Source organism: Dickeya oryzae (assembly GCF_020406815.2).
Classification (GTDB): domain Bacteria; phylum Pseudomonadota; class Gammaproteobacteria; order Enterobacterales; family Enterobacteriaceae; genus Dickeya; species Dickeya oryzae.
In genome coordinates this window covers 4,288,695-4,305,099 of the sequence record NZ_CP162670.1, presented here as the reverse complement: position 1 = coordinate 4,305,099, position 16,405 = coordinate 4,288,695, and the positions used below count along the sequence as shown (strand labels likewise).

Genomic DNA, 16,405 nt, shown 5'->3' with positions numbered 1-16,405 from the left:
CGATGTTTACCGTGAGGGTTTTATATCGAGTGATTATGGCGGCCAATACGTGGCCGCCATGTAAAGCGTTGGGGGTTAGTCGAGATAGCTAAACGCGGTCGTTACATGTTTGACGCCACCGACCTTACTGGCTATCTGGGCGGCTGATGTCGCTTCGCGGCGAGTCAACATACCCAGCAAAAAGACTTCGCCGTTTTCGGTGGTGACCTTCACATTGGAGGATTTCACCAGGTCGCTGGTCAGCAACTGAGAGCGCACTTTGGTGGTTATCCAGGTATCCATGGAGGCGGTGCCCAGTGAGATTGGCGTACCTTTACGAATTTCGTTATACACTTCGGTGGTGCCTTCCACGCCCATCGCTATCTGTTTCGCTCTGCTTGCCAGTTCGGTAGTGGGTGCCTGACCGGTCAGCAGAACCTTGCCCTGATAAGCGGTGACGGAGACCCGCGCTTCTTTGCTTAATTGCGCATCCTTACTCAGCGCGTTAGATACCCTGACCTCCAGCGTTCCGTCGTCGACCTGGGTGCCGACAGTCCGGGGGTCGGTTGCGGATTTGGTTGCAACCGCCGCGCTACCAATCGCGACAGCACCAATACAGCCTTGCAGCATCAGACAAGCAGACAGCAGGGCAATACAAGGGTAGATCCTCATGGGGTGCTCCTTAATCGTTCTGGTGTGGAAAAAGCGTGTTATCAATCAAATCGCACAAACAATTGACAGTTAGCATATGCATTTCCTGAATACGGGCGCTACGGTGCGAGGGGATGCGAATTTCCACATCCTGCTGCCCCAGTAAACCCGCCAGCTCACCACCATCGTAGCCGGTCAGCGCTACAATAGTCATGTCACGCGTAACGGCGGCTTCTACTGCTTTGACGATATCGCGGCTGTTGCCGCGCGTAGATATCGCCAGCAAGATATCGCCAGCCTGACCTAGCGCCCGCACCTGCTTGGCATAGACCTCTTCATGCAAGCGATCGTTGGCGATAGCGGTTAAGACCACGTTATCAGCATTAAGTGCAATCGCAGGCAGACTAGGCCGTTCGGTTTCAAAACGATTAATCATACTGGCGGCAAAATGCTGTGCGTTGGCGGCAGAGGTACCGTTACCACAGCACAGGATTTTGTTGCCATTAAGCAGTGATTGCACCATGGCCAGCGCCGCGCGCGAAATGGCGTCCGGCAGAGCTTCTGCCGCAGCAATCTGGGTTTGGATGCTTTCCGTGAAACAGACTTTAATTCTCTCCAGCACGTTCTGTTAACCTGTTTTGAAGTTGAAAATCGTGGTGTGTTGAACATTCATTGTGTGTTGAATATTCATGGTGTTAATCAGGTTGCCCAAACGCATTAGGCAACCATTCCACCTGCGAGCCGGTCACCGCCAGAACATCAAAGCGGCAATCCGTGGAGTCGAGACTGGTACCCTGACGGGCTAACCAGACTGACGCGGCGTGTAGCAACGATCGCTGTTTTTGCCGGGTGATACTGGCCGCTGCACCGCCAAAATCGCTGTTACGGCGATAACGCACCTCGACAAATACCCAACTGTTGCCATCGCGCATGATCAAATCCAGTTCACCACCGCGTACCGTCACGTTGGCGGCGACAAAAATCAGCCCGGCGCGTTCGAGGTGGCGTCGGGCTAATTGTTCGTAGCGATCGCCGGTGTTACGCCGATTCAGGAGGCGGGCACCAGTTGTCCCTGACGGAACTGCAGCCAGGTGAGTTTACGTTTGACGACACAATCCGGCGTGGTACTCAGTATACCGGTCGCGCCGGAAATCGAACTTCCCGGCTGGTGCAACTGTGCAAAGTTGCTGGCCAGTTTCCAGGCATCCATCCCCATGGCGAACAGCCGTACCAGAGAATAGTCGTTACGGAACTGAGTGCTGACTTGTTGCATTAACGCAGGGCTTGCTCCGGTCAGCAACGGAATATCGCTAAACTGCAGCCCTTCCATTTCAAACCGGAAGTCTGGCCCCAGACCTGCCTGAAAGCTGCGTGAACTGGCGTAGAGTGCCGGGTGCAACGCGCCTTTGTTACGCATGTCTATCATCGGCTTGATCAGGGTGAGTTCATCAGGCGTGGCAATGATGTAAACCGCATCCACGTTACCGTCGCTGGTGACGTTGGCTATTGGTGGTGCCTGATTCGGGATAGTCAGACCGCCAACGGTGGTAGACGATGACGGCGCCGACGTGGCGGTTATCACCGGTTGTCCATTGAGCGGAAGGCCAGCGCCGCTATTGATCGCCTGTTTCAGGTCATACACGCCGCCAGTGCGCTGTTGCAAGACCACACCGCCTGACTGCTGTTGCCAGGATTTGGCGAAAGCCGCCACTACCCTGTCACCCAGATTACCGCGTGGGGCCAGAATCAGTGGGTGTTGCTTGCCCTGTTTGTGGATGAACTCGGCGGCATCGGTCGCTTCGTCTTCCGGTGACAGCGCGAAATAACAGATGTTGGGATTCGGCTGAACCTGTTCCGGCTGGTTCAGTGCCAGCACATTCAGTGATGGGTTGAGTCTCGGCAACTGCTCCACTTCGTTTTTAAGCAGCGGACCGACGATAGTCGTCGCACCGTCTTTTTGCGCCTGGGCTATCACGTTGGCCAGCGGCTGATTGGAGGTGTCATAGACTTTCACCGGAATCGTGCTGGCTGTCGTTGCCATTGGCATAGCGGTTGCTGTGGCGGCGGGAGCAGCAGGTGTTGGCGCAGAGATTGCCGGGGTAGACGGCATCGTGCCATTCGGCGTTGGGGTGGCTGACGCTCCGGGCGCGGCGGCAGTGGCGGTATTAGCCGCTTGTGCTATCTGGGCGGGTTGTGCCGGCATTGCCAGCGACGCCTGGCCGCTTCTTGCCGCGCTAAAACCTTGCTGAATCGCATTCGCGAAGACCTGTGCCTGCCCGTTTAACGGCAGCAGAAGCGCGATAGCGTTACTGCCCGCAGGGGCGGTTTCTCCGGCAGGCGTTGTTGTCGCCGCTGGTGGGGTACCGCCTAACTGTGACGGCAGTTGTTTAGCCGCCGGGTGGCGTGGATAACGTTTCTTCCAGTCTGCGATGGCGGCTTGCAGATCCGCCGGGACTTGCGCTTTGGTCTGCCAGAGATTCAGCAGATCCAGCCAGCCTTGCAGGGTATATTCGTCGACGTTGATGACCATCGAACCGAGATCCTGCTGGGTTAACTGGGTCAATGCCGTCCAGGTCTGGTCTATATTGCGCTGATGCGCATCCCCTTGTAGCAGCGGCTCCAGCCCGATATAAGCACGGATCAGCGTCAGAGACGAGTGACCCTGAGCGGCGTTGATTTGTGTCTGGTAGTAGCGTTCCTGCTGTTGGGGAGAGAGCGATTTCACGTCCAACTGTGCCAGCGTGGTGTTCGCCGCGTTCATGTCGTTCTGCGCGACGGCCAGTTCAGCGGTCAGCAGACGTTGCTCTTGTCGCTGTTTGTCGCTTAACTGCGACGGCAATGCGCTTAACTGGTTGCCCGCTTGCGGGAGTTTGCCTTCCTGAATCAGGGCATGAATCGCAAGTAATTGCCAGTCAGCCTTGCTATCATCACCACTTTGCTGCATCTGCTGCAGGTAGTAGTCGGAAGATGCGCCGGCTTTGCTCTCCACGCGTTGTTGGGGCGCGGTGCCTTGTGGGGCCTGGCTGGGACAGCCAGCGAGAAACAGAGCCGCCAGCATAACAGGAACCAGACGACCTGCATGGGTACGGACAGAATTTAACGGAAGCATACTGTATCCAGTGATGTTTTAACGATGCTCAATATTAAATCGGCAAACCGGATGAAACAATGAATCAAGACCAACAAGCTCAGATTTCCGCCTCCACGCTGTACATTGTTCCCACGCCCATCGGCAATCTGGCGGATATCACGCAGCGAGCGTTGACGGTACTGCAACAGGTTGATCTTATTGCAGCAGAAGATACCCGGCATACTGGTTTATTGTTACAACATTTCGCAATTAATGCGCGCCTGTTCGCACTTCATGACCACAATGAGCAGCAAAAGGCAGAACAATTGCTAGCCAGATTGCAGCAAGGCATGAGTATTGCGCTGGTGTCGGATGCGGGTACACCGTTGATTAACGACCCCGGTTACCATCTGGTTCGGCGATGCCGCGAGGCTGGCGTGCGCGTTGTGCCGTTGCCGGGGCCGTGTGCGGCTATCACAGCGCTGTCTGCCGCTGGTTTGCCATCGGACCGCTTTTGTTATGAAGGTTTCCTGCCAGCAAAAACTAAAGCGCGTAAAGACACATTGCGTGATTTGCAGGAAGAAACGCGCACGCTGATTTTCTACGAATCAACCCACCGGCTGCTGGATAGCTTGCAGGATATGGTTGAGGTGTGGGGGGGCGAACGCTACGTGGTGCTGGCACGGGAACTGACCAAAACCTGGGAATCGCTGTACGGCGCGCCGGTGGGGGAATTGCTGGCCTGGGTACAGGAAGACGAGAACCGCCGTAAAGGCGAGATGGTATTGATTGTGGAAGGGCATCAGCCTGACGACGATGCCTTGCCTGCGGCGGTGTTGCGCACTCTGCAACTGTTGCGGGCAGAATTGCCGCTGAAGAAAGCGGCGGCGCTGGCGGCAGAGATTCACGGTGTGAAAAAGAACGCGCTTTACCGTTATGGACTGGAACAAGAAAACGGTGACGGTGCATCGGAAGATGACAAGTAGGACAATTTGTCCTATTATCCGCGCCGAAGTTGACCAGACAGTCGCCGCTTCGTCGTCGTCCTCCGTTAGGGGGAGACGGGCGGAGGGGAGGAAAGTCCGGGCTCCATAGGGCAGGGTGCCAGGTAACGCCTGGGGGGGAAACCCACGACCAGTGCAACAGAGAGCAAACCGCCGATGGCCCGCGCAAGCGGGATCAGGTAAGGGTGAAAGGGTGCGGTAAGAGCGCACCGCGCGGCTGGTAACAGTCCGTGGCACGGTAAACTCCACCCGGAGCAAGGCCAAATAGGGGTTCACATGGTACGGCCCGTACTGAACCCGGGTAGGCTGCTTGAGCCAGCGCGCGAGCTCTGGCCTAGATGAATGACTGTCCACGACAGAACCCGGCTTATCGGTCAACTTCACTCTTTCAGAACCCCGCCAATCGGCGGGGTTTTTTTATGTCTTTCTCCGGTGATACGGCTAAATCGTCAAATTTATTGACAATCATCATCATGGTTATCCGACTGTATCGACGAAACAGGAGGGGTAAAGTAGTCACTATCGGTACTCGCTACCCATACTGTTACTAAGGATATCGTTATGAGCATTTCCCGGATGCCGGCACTGTTTCTGGGCCACGGGAGCCCGATGAATGCGCTGGAAGACAATGAATACACACAGGCCTGGCGTAAACTGGGTGAAACCCTGCCACGTCCGAAGGCAATAGTAGCGGTATCTGCACACTGGTATACCCGCGTGACGGCGGTAACGGCGATGAGTCAGCCGCGAACGATTCATGATTTCGGTGGCTTCCCTCAGGCATTGTTCGATACTCGCTACCCTGCACCTGGTGCCCCAGATGTGGCTAAACGGGTACAAGAAGTCCTGTCGCCGGTTGAGGTCTACGCGGATCATCAGGAATGGGGGCTGGACCACGGCACCTGGGGGGTACTGATTAAGGTGTATCCGCAAGCGGATATCCCGGTTGTACAGCTCAGCGTCGATGGTACTAAGCCACCGGCTTACCACTATGAGTTGGGCCGTAAACTGGCTGCGTTGCGTGATGAAGGCATTATGATCGTCGCCAGCGGCAACGTGGTGCACAACCTGCGGATGATTAAGTGGAGCGGCGACGGTTCCCCTTATAGCTGGGCAACCTCGTTTAACGATTTTGTTCGCAGCAATCTGCGCTGGCAGGGGGATGCGGCGGAACACCCACTGGTGAATTTCATGCAACACAATGACGCCGCGCTGTCTAACCCGACGCCGGATCATTTTCTGCCGTTACTGTATGTTCTGGGCAGTTGGAATGGTCAGGAGCCGATATCGACGCCAACGGACGGCATTGTGATGGGGTCGCTCAGCATGATGTCGGTACAGGTGGGGTGAGTCACCAGTCGAAAACAGGTATCGCGTGTCAGGGCGATACCTGTGGTTGTGCAGCAGCGCTCTGGCGTTAATCCAGAATGATATGCGGATAGAAGCGGGATAAATCCTGAGTGATCAGCTCCCGGTCTTCCCGCAGCCCGATACCGCAAGGGGTATCGCCTACCAGCCAACTGCCGATAAGTGTATAGCTATCATTAAATCGCGGTAGTGGGTGGAATTGCTGCACGATGGAACCTTCTTCACCATAGGGGCCATCCACGGCGGCGATTTGCTGACCTTGTCGATAAATCTGGATGTTGGCACCTTCGCGCGAAAATAGCGGCTTGACCACGTAGTCACTCATGGCCGGTGGATTGTCTTCGGTGAAATAGGCTGGCAGCAGATTGGGATGGTTAGGAAACATGTGCCATAACATCGGCAACAGTGCCTTGTTGGAAAGCACGCTTTTCCAGCCCGGTTCCAGCCAGCGTACCCCCGCATCCGCCAGTTTGGTGGAGAAGGTTTCGCGTAGCATGAACTCCCACGGATAGAGTTTGAACAGGTTACCGATGGTGTTGTCCTGCAAATCGGTAAATTGCCCACGATCGCCTAAGCCTATCTCGTCGATGTACAGGAATTGATTTGGAATACCCGCTTCCTGTGCACAATCCTGCAAATACTGCACCGTTCCCCGATCTTCCTCCGTATCCCGGCAGCAGGTGAAATACAGTGCACCGAAACCGTGGTGGGTTCGCAGGTATTCAAAACGCTCGATCAGTCTTTCCTGCAAGCTATTGTACTGATCCGCGTGCGACGGCAGCAGACCGGCCTTGATCTGATCTTCCAGCCAGATCCACTGAAAGAATGCGGATTCGTACAATGACGTCGGGGTATCCGCATTGTTTTCCAGTAACCGGGCGGGGCTTTTGCCGTCGTAAGCCAGATCGAGACGTGCATAGAGCGCTGGCTGGCGCGATAGCCATGAACTGCGCACGAAGTCCCAGGTATGGCGGGGAATTCGAAATTTGGTCAACAGCGCTTCGCTGTTGACCACTTTATCGACGACCTGCAAACACATCTGGTTTAGCTCGGTGGTGGTCTCTTCCAGCTCTTCAATTTGCGCCAGTGTAAACTGGTAGCAAGCGTCTTCACACCAGTAGGGTTCGCCATACAGGGTATGGAACTGAAAACCATATTCGGCTGCTTTTTCCCGCCAGTTCGGGCGTTCGTTAATCGCAATACGTTTCATGGCTGGCGACCTTATCCCCCGAAGGAGCGGCGAATCGGGGTTTCACTGCCGCCACTTGAGCGTGTACCGGTACCTGTCGCATAGCCCGCGGTGCTACTGGATTTATCCCGGTTGTCCGTCATGTTAGCCGCCGGTGCGTTGTTGAGTCGGTTCACGGTATCGCCAAAGCCGCCACGGGTGGTGGTAATGCTGGACGTCGGTTTGGGCGTCATGGCGTCTTTCGGAACGGTGATGGTGCGCCCGGTGGTGGAACCGTAACTCTTACCGCTGGCATCCACATAGCTGCCGTTGGCCGGGCTATTGGGGGTATTCGGGTGGAACACCGGCTGTTGGGCAAAATTATTGCCGCCCATCAGCTTACCCATCATGAATCCCGCCATGAGCGGCATCCAGAAACTGCCGCTTTGCTGTGGCGTTGCGCTGGCAGTCGTTGCCCCTGCACTTGACTGGGTGCACTGGCTTTCGCCGAACGCTGCCACGCATTCTTCACGGGTTGCGAATTTGGGCGCGGTTCTTTCCGCCTCTTTCCGCGCATTGTTATAGGTGGTGGTGCACTGGTCTTTCATGGATGGATTAGCGCGAGAGCAATCATCCGCGTTCTGGTAGAGCGAAACGGTTTCGTCAGTTTTCTCGCAACCAGAGAGAATAAACGTGGCGCTGACAGCCAGTGCGATTGGAGCAATACGGTAACCCCAGCGTTTACGAAAACGTGCGTGGTTAATGTCTGACGTTCTTTTCATCGGTTAATCCCAGAGGAACAGGGCATCATGCCCATCATGTTAATAATAAGTATGCAGATGTAAGGCGCGCTTAAGCATAGGAGAAGGGGGAATGGCTTGTAAAGCATCGGCGGCGGGTGCGCGCCCTGCAAAGAAGCAAAACCAGGGGAACCGTTCTGGTTCCCCTGGTGATGTGATTACGGTCTGGCTTTGGTGGTGGTTTTAGCGGCGACCGGCGTGGAAACCGCAGGCGGAATGTCTTCGCTGACATTCGCTGAGGTGGAGACCGGTTTGCCCAACATCGCGTTCAGTGTACGCAGGTCGTCTTCATTTAACGTACCGAGCGCTTGCTTGAGGTTCAACTGGTTGACCAGGTAATCATAACGTGCACCAGACAACTGCTGTTTAGCACTGTACAGGGTACTGGTGGCGCTCAACACATCAACGATGGTACGGGTACCCACCTGATAACCGGCTTCCATGGCATCCAACGAGCTTTGCGCTGATACCACGGCCTGTTTGTAAGCGTTGACGCTACTGATCGAAGCGGAAATATTGTTATAGGCGGAACGCAGCGTCTGGATGACCGAACGGTGTGCGCTTTCCATGCTCTCGCTGGACGCCACAAAACTGTATTGCGCCTGTTTCACTTTGGATGAGGTGCCGCCGCCGCTGTAAATCGGCAACGAGAAGCTCAGGCCAACCTGATTCTGTCCCACATAGGTGTCGGTGAAGTTACTTCCAACCGCATGAGAACCGGAATAGTTGGTATTGGTGACGCCGGTGGAGGCGGTCAGGCTAAGCGTAGGCAGGTGGCCGCTTTCCGCAGAGCGGATCTGCTCGCGGGCCAGGTCCTGGCTCAAGCGGGCAGACAACAAGCTGAGGTTGCGGTTTTCTGCTTCTTTCAGCAGGCCATTCACGGCACCAGGCTGTTGCGGGGCGAAGCGATCGATATTCAGCCCGGCGAGCTGCGGATAGAATTGCCCGGTCACCTGACGCAGGGTTTCCATCGCGTTATCCAGATTGTTGCGTGCGGTCACTTCGCTCGCCAGTACGCTGTCGTATTGAGCGCGGGCGTTTTGTACGTCGGTGATGGCAACCAGGCCGACATTGAAACGCTGAGTGGTCTGGTCCAGTTCGCGGTAGATAGCCTGTTTCTGGGCGCTAACGTAAGACAGCGAGTCAATGGCGCGCAATACGTTGAAGTAGGCAGTGGCGGTATTGAGCAGCAAGGTTTGCTGGGACGTCTGGTAGCTCACATCCTGAATACCGGCTTGTTTTTCCTGCAGGGTCAGTGCACGCCACAGCGACATATTGAAGATGGACTGGGTTAACTGCAGCGACCCGCTGGTCACATTGCTATTGATGTCTCTGCGGTCGCGATATCCGCCGCTGTAGGTGTAGTCTGCGCCTAAACCCAACTGGGGCAGCAAGGACGAACGAGCTTCATTAATTTTCTCGAAAGCCGCGTCTCGGTTGGCGGCAGCGCTGCGTAAATCCGGATTGGTTGTTTTAGCCTGCTGATAAACCTGTAACAGGTCTTCGGCCTGGCTTGCGGCACTAAAGCCAACCAGACCCAGACTGATGAGAAGTGGTAGCAGTTTCTTCATTTGCATTCCTTGTTGTGCAGCAAAGTTTTTTGGTTGCGCCATCTTGAGACGATATACCTGCCGATTCTATCAGAATCGGCTAATCGAATTAGGTGGCTGAATGTGCCATCTTTTCCTTGCGGTTATCCCAAAAGCCTATTTTACTTAGCAGTTTGGGTTTGGGCACAATGCCCGGCAGCGTGTCAGAGACTGCCCCGGCAGGATTGCCGTTTCAGGGGGCGCAAAGACATTGCGCCAAGACCTGGAACGCCCCATTCTTGCTGGTAGACTTTCCGCACCTGATTATCCGTATCGGGTTGGCACGATTGCACGATGAATATTGCACAAAACGGTGAGCGCCTGTCCACGTTTTCGCCACACAAAAATGGCTGACCCGCCGTGTTGTCCACAGGAGTTGAGTTTATGGCGTCCTCAGATACACATCCCGGTACTTTTGCCAAAGATGATGTAGAAATTATTGCACGTGAAACGCTCTACAAGGGTTTTTTTTCACTGCAACGCTACCGCTTCCGCCATCGCCTGTTTAACGGCGGTATGAGCGATGAAGTCAGCCGGGAAATTCTGGAGCGCGGCCATGCCGTTGTGTTGCTGCCTTATGACCCGGTGCGTGACGAAGTGGTGTTGATAGAACAAATTCGCATTGCCGCTTATGACACCAGTCCGTCACCGTGGTTGTTCGAGCTGGTGGCCGGCATGATCGAACCTGGTGAAAGTCAGGAAGAGGTGGCGCGCCGGGAAGCGGAGGAAGAGGCTGGGCTGGTCGTGAAGCGCTGCCGTCCGGCGCTCAGTTATCTGGCAAGCCCTGGCGGCACCAGTGAACGTCTGGCGATTTGGATTGGCGAGGTGGATGCCAGCGCTGCCAGCGGTATTCACGGCTTAGCAGAAGAGAACGAAGATATCCGCGTGCATGTCGTTAGCCGCGAGCAGAGCTACCAGTGGGTGGAACAGGGGATTATTGATAACGCCGCTTCTGTCATTGCCTTGCAATGGTTGGCATTGCACCATGAGACATTAAAAAAAGCCTGGGTGGACGGACAATGAAGCGCTATACCCCGGATTTCCCGGAAATGATGCGGCTTAGCGAAATGAACTTCGCGCAGCTACGCCGTCTGCTGCCTCGCAATGAAGAAGTGGGCGCTGCGGTGGTGTATCAGGTCCATAACGCCAGTTACCGTTTAACTATTCTGGAGTCTACGCGGTATACGGCGCTGGTGGAGATCCAGCAGATAGCCCCGTCTGTCAGTTACTGGAGCCTGCCGACGCTGGCGGTACGGCTCTACTACGATGCGATGGTTGCGGAAGTGTGTTCCAGTCAGCAGATCTTCCGCTTTAAGGCACGTTATGATTATCCGAACAAGAAGTTACATCAACGTGACGAAAAGCATCAGATTAATCAGTTTCTTGCCGACTGGCTAAGATATTGCCTGGCGTGTGGTTCAATGTCGGTTCCTGTGTGTTAGACATATCCACCTTTAAAGTACAGAGCGTGAGTACAGGGCGTGAGCCGCTTTGCTGCAACCCTGGCCATTTAAGGGTGTGGATCGATTAGTTAGGCAGATTGCAAAGACCCAAGGACACTATTTGGAAAGCCTGTTGACACTTCCTGTGGCGAGTGGGGCCAGAGTCAGGATTTTACAAATAACAGATACCCACCTTTTTGCCGACGAGCAGGGGACCCTGCTCGGCGTGAATACTAACCGCAGCTATCAGGCGGTGCTGAATGCTATCGCAGCACAGCAAATGAATGTCGATCTGATTACCGCTACCGGAGATTTGGCGCAGGACCATACGCAGGACGCGTACACGCATTTTGCTACGGGTATTCGTCGTCTTGGCGCACCTTGCGTCTGGTTGCCCGGCAACCATGACTTTCAGCCCGCGATGGTGGATGTGCTGGCCCGTTCGGGGATTGCACCGTCCAAACATGTGCTGCTGGGTGAGCACTGGCAGGTTATTTTGCTGGATAGTCAGGTATTCGGCGTACCGCATGGCGAATTGAGTGAATACCAACTGGAGTGGCTGGATCGCAGCCTGCAAAGTCAGCCGGAACGCCATACATTGCTGATGCTGCATCATCATCCGTTATCATCGGGTTGTACCTGGCTTGATCAACACAGCCTGCGTAATGCCCACAGTCTGGATGCGTTGTTGTCCCGTTTCCCGCGTGTGCGTACCGTGCTATGCGGCCATATTCATCAGGAGATGGATCTGGACTGGAACGGCCGCCGCCTGCTGGCGACGCCGTCGACCTGTGTGCAATTCAAGCCGCACTGCACTAACTTTACCATTGATAATGTCGCGCCCGGCTGGCGCTATCTGGAATTGTTGCCGGATGGCGGAGTGGAAACCCGGGTCTGTCGCCTTGAAGGAAATGAATTCCTGCCAGATATGGATTCGGACGGTTACTGATGCCCACCCTGCTTTATCTTCACGGTTTCAATAGCTCGCCGTTGTCGGCGAAAGCCACGGCGTTGCAGCAGTGGCTGGCGCAGCACCATCCCCAGATTGATATGCTGGTGCCGCAATTGCCGCCTTACCCGGCACAAGCGGCGGAAATGATAGAACAACTGGTCATGGAACGAGCCGGACGGCCGCTCGGTCTGGTCGGTTCATCGCTGGGTGGCTATTACGCGACCTGGCTGTCACAGTGTTTTCGCCTGCCTGCGGTGGTGGTTAACCCCGCGGTACGGCCCTACGAATTGCTGCAGGATTTCCTGGGTGAACAGCAGAACCCCTACACCGGCGAGCAATATGTGTTAGAGTCACGGCACATTTACGATCTCAAGGTGATGCAGGTCGAACCGCTGGAATCTCCGGATTTACTGTGGTGCCTGCTGCAGACTGGGGATGAGGTGCTGGATTACCGTCAGGCCGTCGCTTACTACACGGCCTGTCGTCAGACGGTAGAGTCCGGCGGTAATCATGCGTTTGTAGGGTTTGAGCACTATTTTGCGCCGATGATCGATTTTCTTGGATTAACGGTGGACTGACTCATCCTGGCGTCGCCGCGATGAACGGACGGCGCTCCTCGTCACCCCTATCCCGTTTGTCAGGTTGGTCAAACCCGTGTTGACGGGGACTTTCACCCTGATAATCAACGCTTGGCGTGGTGCCTGCGCCACGTATAATCGCGGGATACCGTCTGACTTTCAAACTCTGACTTTCAAACAACGACAACATGCATTCTAACCATGACGCAATCAAGTTATAACGCTGATGCGATTGAAGTCCTCAGCGGGCTGGAGCCGGTGCGCCGCCGTCCGGGGATGTACACCGATACCACCCGTCCCAACCATCTGGGACAAGAGGTGATAGACAACAGCGTCGACGAAGCGTTGGCTGGCCACGCCCGTCGTATCGATGTGATCCTGCATCCTGATCAGTCGCTAGAGGTGATTGATGATGGGCGCGGGATGCCGGTGGATATCCACCCGGAAGAGGGGGTTCCCGCTGTCGAGCTGATCCTCTGCCGTCTGCATGCCGGGGGGAAATTTTCCAACAAGAATTACCAGTTTTCCGGCGGTTTGCATGGCGTGGGTATTTCCGTGGTCAACGCGCTGTCAACAAGGGTGGAAGTGACGGTACGCCGCGACGGCCAGGTCTACGACATCGCGTTTGAAAACGGCGATAAAGTACAGGATTTGACGGTGACAGGTACCTGCGGTCGCCGTAACACCGGTACCCGTGTACGCTTCTGGCCTGATGTGACGTTCTTCGACAGCCCGCGTTTTTCCGTGTTATCCCTGACGCACCTGCTGAAAGCCAAGGCCGTGTTGTGCCCCGGCGTGGAAATTGTCTTTAAAGACGGCGTGAACGATACCGAGCAGCGCTGGTGTTATCAGGGCGGTCTGAGCGATTACCTGTGCGAAGCGGTCAACGGCTTGCCGACGCTGCCAGAAAAACCGTTCGTTGGCGCAATCCCCGGTGATACCGAAGCGGTGGAGTGGGCGCTGCTGTGGTTGCCGGAAGGCGGCGAACTGCTGACCGAAAGTTACGTTAACTTGATCCCGACCATGCAGGGCGGTACTCACGTCAACGGCTTGCGGCAAGGGTTGCTGGATGCGATGCGCGAATTCTGCGAATTCCGCAATATATTGCCGCGTGGCGTTAAGCTCAGTGCCGAAGACATCTGGGAGCGTTGCGCTTATGTGTTATCGCTAAAGATGCAGGACCCCCAATTCGCTGGTCAGACGAAGGAGCGGCTGTCGTCACGTCAGTCGGCGGCATTCGTTTCCGGTGTGGTCAAAGATGCCTTCAGCCTGTGGCTGAATCAGAACGTACAGGCGGCGGAGCAACTGGCGGAGATGGCTATCTCCAGCGCTCAGCGTCGTATGCGTGCGGCCAAGAAAGTGGTGCGCAAGAAACTGACCAGTGGTCCGGCGTTGCCCGGTAAGCTGGCGGACTGTACCTCGCAAGATTTGAGCAAAACTGAGCTGTTTCTGGTGGAAGGGGATTCAGCAGGCGGCTCCGCTAAACAGGCGCGCGATCGTGAATATCAGGCGATCATGCCGCTCAAGGGTAAGATCCTCAACACCTGGGAAGTCTCGTCGGACGAAGTGCTGGCATCGCAGGAAGTCCACGATATTTCGGTGGCGATCGGCATCGATCCTGACAGTGACGACCTGAGCCAGTTGCGTTACGGCAAGATCTGTATTCTGGCGGATGCGGATTCCGATGGGTTGCACATTGCCACGCTGTTGTGTGCGCTGTTTGTGCGCCATTTCCGCGCACTGGTGCAGGGTGGTCATGTGTATGTCGCCATGCCGCCGCTATACCGTATCGACCTCGGAAAAGAGGTGTATTACGCGCTGGATGAAGAAGAGAAAGCCGGTATCCTCGAACAGCTCAAACGTAAGAAAGGCAAACCTAACGTGCAGCGTTTTAAAGGGTTGGGTGAAATGAACCCGATGCAACTGCGTGAAACCACGTTGGATCCGAATACCCGGCGTCTGGTACAGCTTACGGTGAGTGAGCAGGACATTGAGCAGACTATGGCGACCATGGATATGCTGCTGGCGAAAAAACGTTCCGAAGATCGCCGCAACTGGTTGCAGGAGAAGGGCGACAAGGCCGAGCTTGACGTCTGACGCCCGGGTACGATGAAAGTCACGCTGGAAGAGATGCAGGCATTCGTGGTGGTGGTGGACTGTGGGTCTGTCACCGCTGCGGCTGGACAACTGGGGCAAACCACCTCGGGGATCAGCCGGGCGTTGAGTCGTCTGGAAAGCAAGCTCGGCATGACGCTGATGCACCGTACTACCCGTCGGCTGGCGTTGTCGGAAGAAGGGCAGATCTTTTTGCAACATGCGCGTGACGCGCTGTATGCGGTCGAGCTGGCGGAAGAGCAAATGGCGTTGCGCCGCAGTAAACCCTGTGGACGGTTACGCATTAACGCCGCCGCCTCGTTTATGCAGCATGTGATCGTGCCGATAATTCCGGAGTTTCGCCGCCGTTATCCCTGTATTTTGCTGGAATTAAATAGCGATGATCTGATTATCGATTTGCTGGAACAGCAAACCGATATCGCGATTCGTATCGGTGAATTGCGTGACTCCAGCATCCATGCACGGCCGCTGGGGGCCACCCGGTTGCGTCTTCTGGCAAGTCCTGCCTACCTAAACCGTCATGGCACGCCACTGAGTGTGGACGCGCTGGCGGGCCACACTTTGTTGGGGTTTACCCAGTCCGAATCGTTAAATCTCTGGCCGTTACGCAACGCATTTGGAGATGATTATCCTATTTCGCCGACGATCGCTGCGTCTAATGGTGAAATGTTACGTCAACTGGCGTTGTGTGGGGAAGGCATTGTCCGGCTGTCGGATTTTATGACCCGGGATGATGTGGCGGCAGGTCGACTGGTGCAGGTGTTAGCGCAAGAGACGTTAGACCGGCGTCTGCCGGTGAATGCGGTGTACTACCGCAATACGGAACTGGCTAGCCGGATTGTCTGTTTTCTGGATTTTCTTAGCGAGAAAGTGGCGCAGCATCCACTGTAGTGGAGAAGTGAATGCCGCACCGAGGGTAGCAAACCGTGAATCAGGCGAAAGCCTTGTCAAGGTGGGCGCGGTAGCGGGCAATGTCCCGCTCTACGTCCGGTTGTTTGATGACATCGTTGCAGATGAAGGTTGGCAGCGGCGACAGACCGATGAACTGGTTGGCCTTGTGAAACGGCAGGTAGACGCCATCTACGCCGACACCATGGAAGAACTGGTCCGGGTCGGTGAAGGCCTCCAGCGGGGCGTTCCAGGTCAGCGACAGCAGGTAGTGTTTGCCCTGTAATAAGCCGCCAGAACCGTATTTTTTGCTGGCGTCCGCGCGGGTGCGGCCATCACTGGCGTACAGAGAGCCGTGTCCGGCGGTGAAGACGTCGTCGATGTATTTTTTCAGGGTCCAGGGGGCACCCATCCACCAGCCAGGCATTTGGTAGATGATGGTGTCGGCCCACAGGATATTCTGCACTTCCTGTTCGATGTCGTAGCCGTCATCGACAGTGGTGACGCGGACCTGGCGGCCTTTGTCACGCAGGAACGTGGCGGCGACATCCGTCAGGGTACGGTTGAGTTCCCCTTTGGAATGGCCGAAGGCTTTTCCAGCATTGATGATGAGTACATTTTGCATGGCTGATGACCTCAAATGGTATAAACAGGCGTTGAAAGTCAGTCTAGCTGATAGCGCGATGGGGAAAAACGTGCTGTGACGCACAACACTGTTGCTGAGTAGTCAATAATCGCGGGTTTGGGATCGAACAATGCATTGCGCTGGCAGGATGCCGTGAAGAGAGACACAACTTGCGT

Annotated in this window: 16 protein-coding genes and 1 other RNA gene; 9 read left to right on the top strand and 8 right to left on the bottom strand. The window is 55.5% G+C overall.

Annotated elements, in window-relative coordinates; genetic code table 11:
* Positions 1 to 75: 75 nt before the first annotated feature.
* The 4 genes from dolP to LF929_RS18920 all read right to left on the bottom strand — a co-directional run bounded on the left by dolP (position 76) and on the right by LF929_RS18920 (position 3,739).
* Entirely contained in the window at positions 76 to 651 is a 576-nt protein-coding gene (dolP, locus tag LF929_RS18935; RefSeq protein WP_038906803.1) for a division/outer membrane stress-associated lipid-binding lipoprotein, read from the bottom strand.
* A gap of 10 nt (positions 652 to 661) precedes the next feature.
* A complete protein-coding gene (gene diaA / locus LF929_RS18930) occupies positions 662 to 1,252 on the bottom strand; it encodes a DnaA initiator-associating protein DiaA (protein WP_012883065.1) in 591 nt (196 codons plus the stop codon).
* Positions 1,253 to 1,325: 73 nt separating this feature from the next.
* Positions 1,326 to 1,682: a YraN family protein gene (locus LF929_RS18925; protein ID WP_193744509.1), complete on the bottom strand. Its 357-nt coding sequence runs from the start codon at positions 1,680 to 1,682 to the stop codon at positions 1,326 to 1,328.
* Positions 1,679 to 3,739, bottom strand: coding sequence for a penicillin-binding protein activator (locus LF929_RS18920; RefSeq protein WP_226093068.1), 2,061 nt, complete (start codon positions 3,737 to 3,739; stop codon positions 1,679 to 1,681). The genes LF929_RS18925 and LF929_RS18920 overlap by 4 nt, the downstream gene beginning before the upstream one ends.
* A gap of 59 nt (positions 3,740 to 3,798) precedes the next feature.
* On the opposite strand from LF929_RS18920, the gene rsmI reads away from it, so the two are divergent.
* The 3 genes from rsmI to ygiD all read left to right on the top strand — a co-directional run bounded on the left by rsmI (position 3,799) and on the right by ygiD (position 6,054).
* The gene (gene rsmI / locus LF929_RS18915) at positions 3,799 to 4,686 is read left to right on the top strand and encodes a 16S rRNA (cytidine(1402)-2'-O)-methyltransferase (protein WP_226093069.1); all 888 of its coding nucleotides are present in this window, start codon (positions 3,799 to 3,801) and stop codon (positions 4,684 to 4,686) included.
* A gap of 25 nt (positions 4,687 to 4,711) precedes the next feature.
* Positions 4,712 to 5,090: RNase P RNA component class A (gene rnpB, locus LF929_RS18910), an RNA gene on the top strand.
* Positions 5,091 to 5,265: 175 nt separating this feature from the next.
* The gene (gene ygiD / locus LF929_RS18905; RefSeq protein WP_038903103.1) at positions 5,266 to 6,054 is read left to right on the top strand and encodes a 4,5-DOPA dioxygenase extradiol; all 789 of its coding nucleotides are present in this window, start codon (positions 5,266 to 5,268) and stop codon (positions 6,052 to 6,054) included.
* A gap of 67 nt (positions 6,055 to 6,121) precedes the next feature.
* Here ygiD and LF929_RS18900 read toward each other — a convergent pair whose 3' ends face one another.
* The 3 genes from LF929_RS18900 to tolC form a co-directional block, all read right to left on the bottom strand.
* The gene (locus LF929_RS18900) at positions 6,122 to 7,282 is read right to left on the bottom strand and encodes a glutathionylspermidine synthase family protein (RefSeq protein WP_226093070.1); all 1,161 of its coding nucleotides are present in this window, start codon (positions 7,280 to 7,282) and stop codon (positions 6,122 to 6,124) included.
* A gap of 11 nt (positions 7,283 to 7,293) precedes the next feature.
* Positions 7,294 to 8,022 (bottom strand): DUF1190 family protein, encoded by a 729-nt coding sequence (locus LF929_RS18895; RefSeq protein ID WP_226093071.1) that lies wholly within the window; start codon positions 8,020 to 8,022, stop codon positions 7,294 to 7,296.
* Between the two features lie 176 nt (positions 8,023 to 8,198).
* Positions 8,199 to 9,611: an outer membrane channel protein TolC gene (gene tolC / locus LF929_RS18890; RefSeq protein ID WP_038906808.1), complete on the bottom strand. Its 1,413-nt coding sequence runs from the start codon at positions 9,609 to 9,611 to the stop codon at positions 8,199 to 8,201.
* A 402-nt stretch (positions 9,612 to 10,013) separates the two neighbouring features.
* Here tolC and nudF point away from each other — a divergent pair, with 402 nt between their 5' ends.
* From nudF to LF929_RS18860, 6 genes are all read left to right on the top strand, one after another.
* Positions 10,014 to 10,652, top strand: coding sequence for an ADP-ribose diphosphatase (nudF, locus tag LF929_RS18885; protein WP_038903106.1), 639 nt, complete (start codon positions 10,014 to 10,016; stop codon positions 10,650 to 10,652).
* On the top strand, positions 10,649 to 11,071 hold the full coding sequence (locus LF929_RS18880) for a DUF1249 family protein (protein WP_038903107.1): 423 nt from the start codon (positions 10,649 to 10,651) through the stop codon (positions 11,069 to 11,071). The genes nudF and LF929_RS18880 overlap by 4 nt, the downstream gene beginning before the upstream one ends.
* Before the next feature lie 121 nt (positions 11,072 to 11,192).
* Positions 11,193 to 12,020 (top strand): 3',5'-cyclic-AMP phosphodiesterase, encoded by an 828-nt coding sequence (gene cpdA, locus LF929_RS18875; protein ID WP_038903108.1) that lies wholly within the window; start codon positions 11,193 to 11,195, stop codon positions 12,018 to 12,020.
* A complete protein-coding gene (gene yqiA / locus LF929_RS18870) occupies positions 12,020 to 12,601 on the top strand; it encodes an esterase YqiA (RefSeq protein ID WP_016943069.1) in 582 nt (193 codons plus the stop codon). Before cpdA ends, yqiA begins: the two co-directional genes overlap by 1 nt.
* Positions 12,602 to 12,802: 201 nt before the next feature.
* Positions 12,803 to 14,698: a DNA topoisomerase IV subunit B gene (parE, locus tag LF929_RS18865; RefSeq protein WP_016943068.1), complete on the top strand. Its 1,896-nt coding sequence runs from the start codon at positions 12,803 to 12,805 to the stop codon at positions 14,696 to 14,698.
* 12 nt (positions 14,699 to 14,710) lie between these two features.
* Positions 14,711 to 15,607: a LysR family transcriptional regulator gene (locus LF929_RS18860; protein ID WP_038906811.1), complete on the top strand. Its 897-nt coding sequence runs from the start codon at positions 14,711 to 14,713 to the stop codon at positions 15,605 to 15,607.
* Positions 15,608 to 15,647: 40 nt separating this feature from the next.
* Here LF929_RS18860 and LF929_RS18855 read toward each other — a convergent pair whose 3' ends face one another.
* Positions 15,648 to 16,229, bottom strand: coding sequence for an NAD(P)H-dependent oxidoreductase (locus LF929_RS18855; RefSeq protein WP_038903113.1), 582 nt, complete (start codon positions 16,227 to 16,229; stop codon positions 15,648 to 15,650).
* Between the last annotated feature and the right edge of the window lie 176 nt (positions 16,230 to 16,405).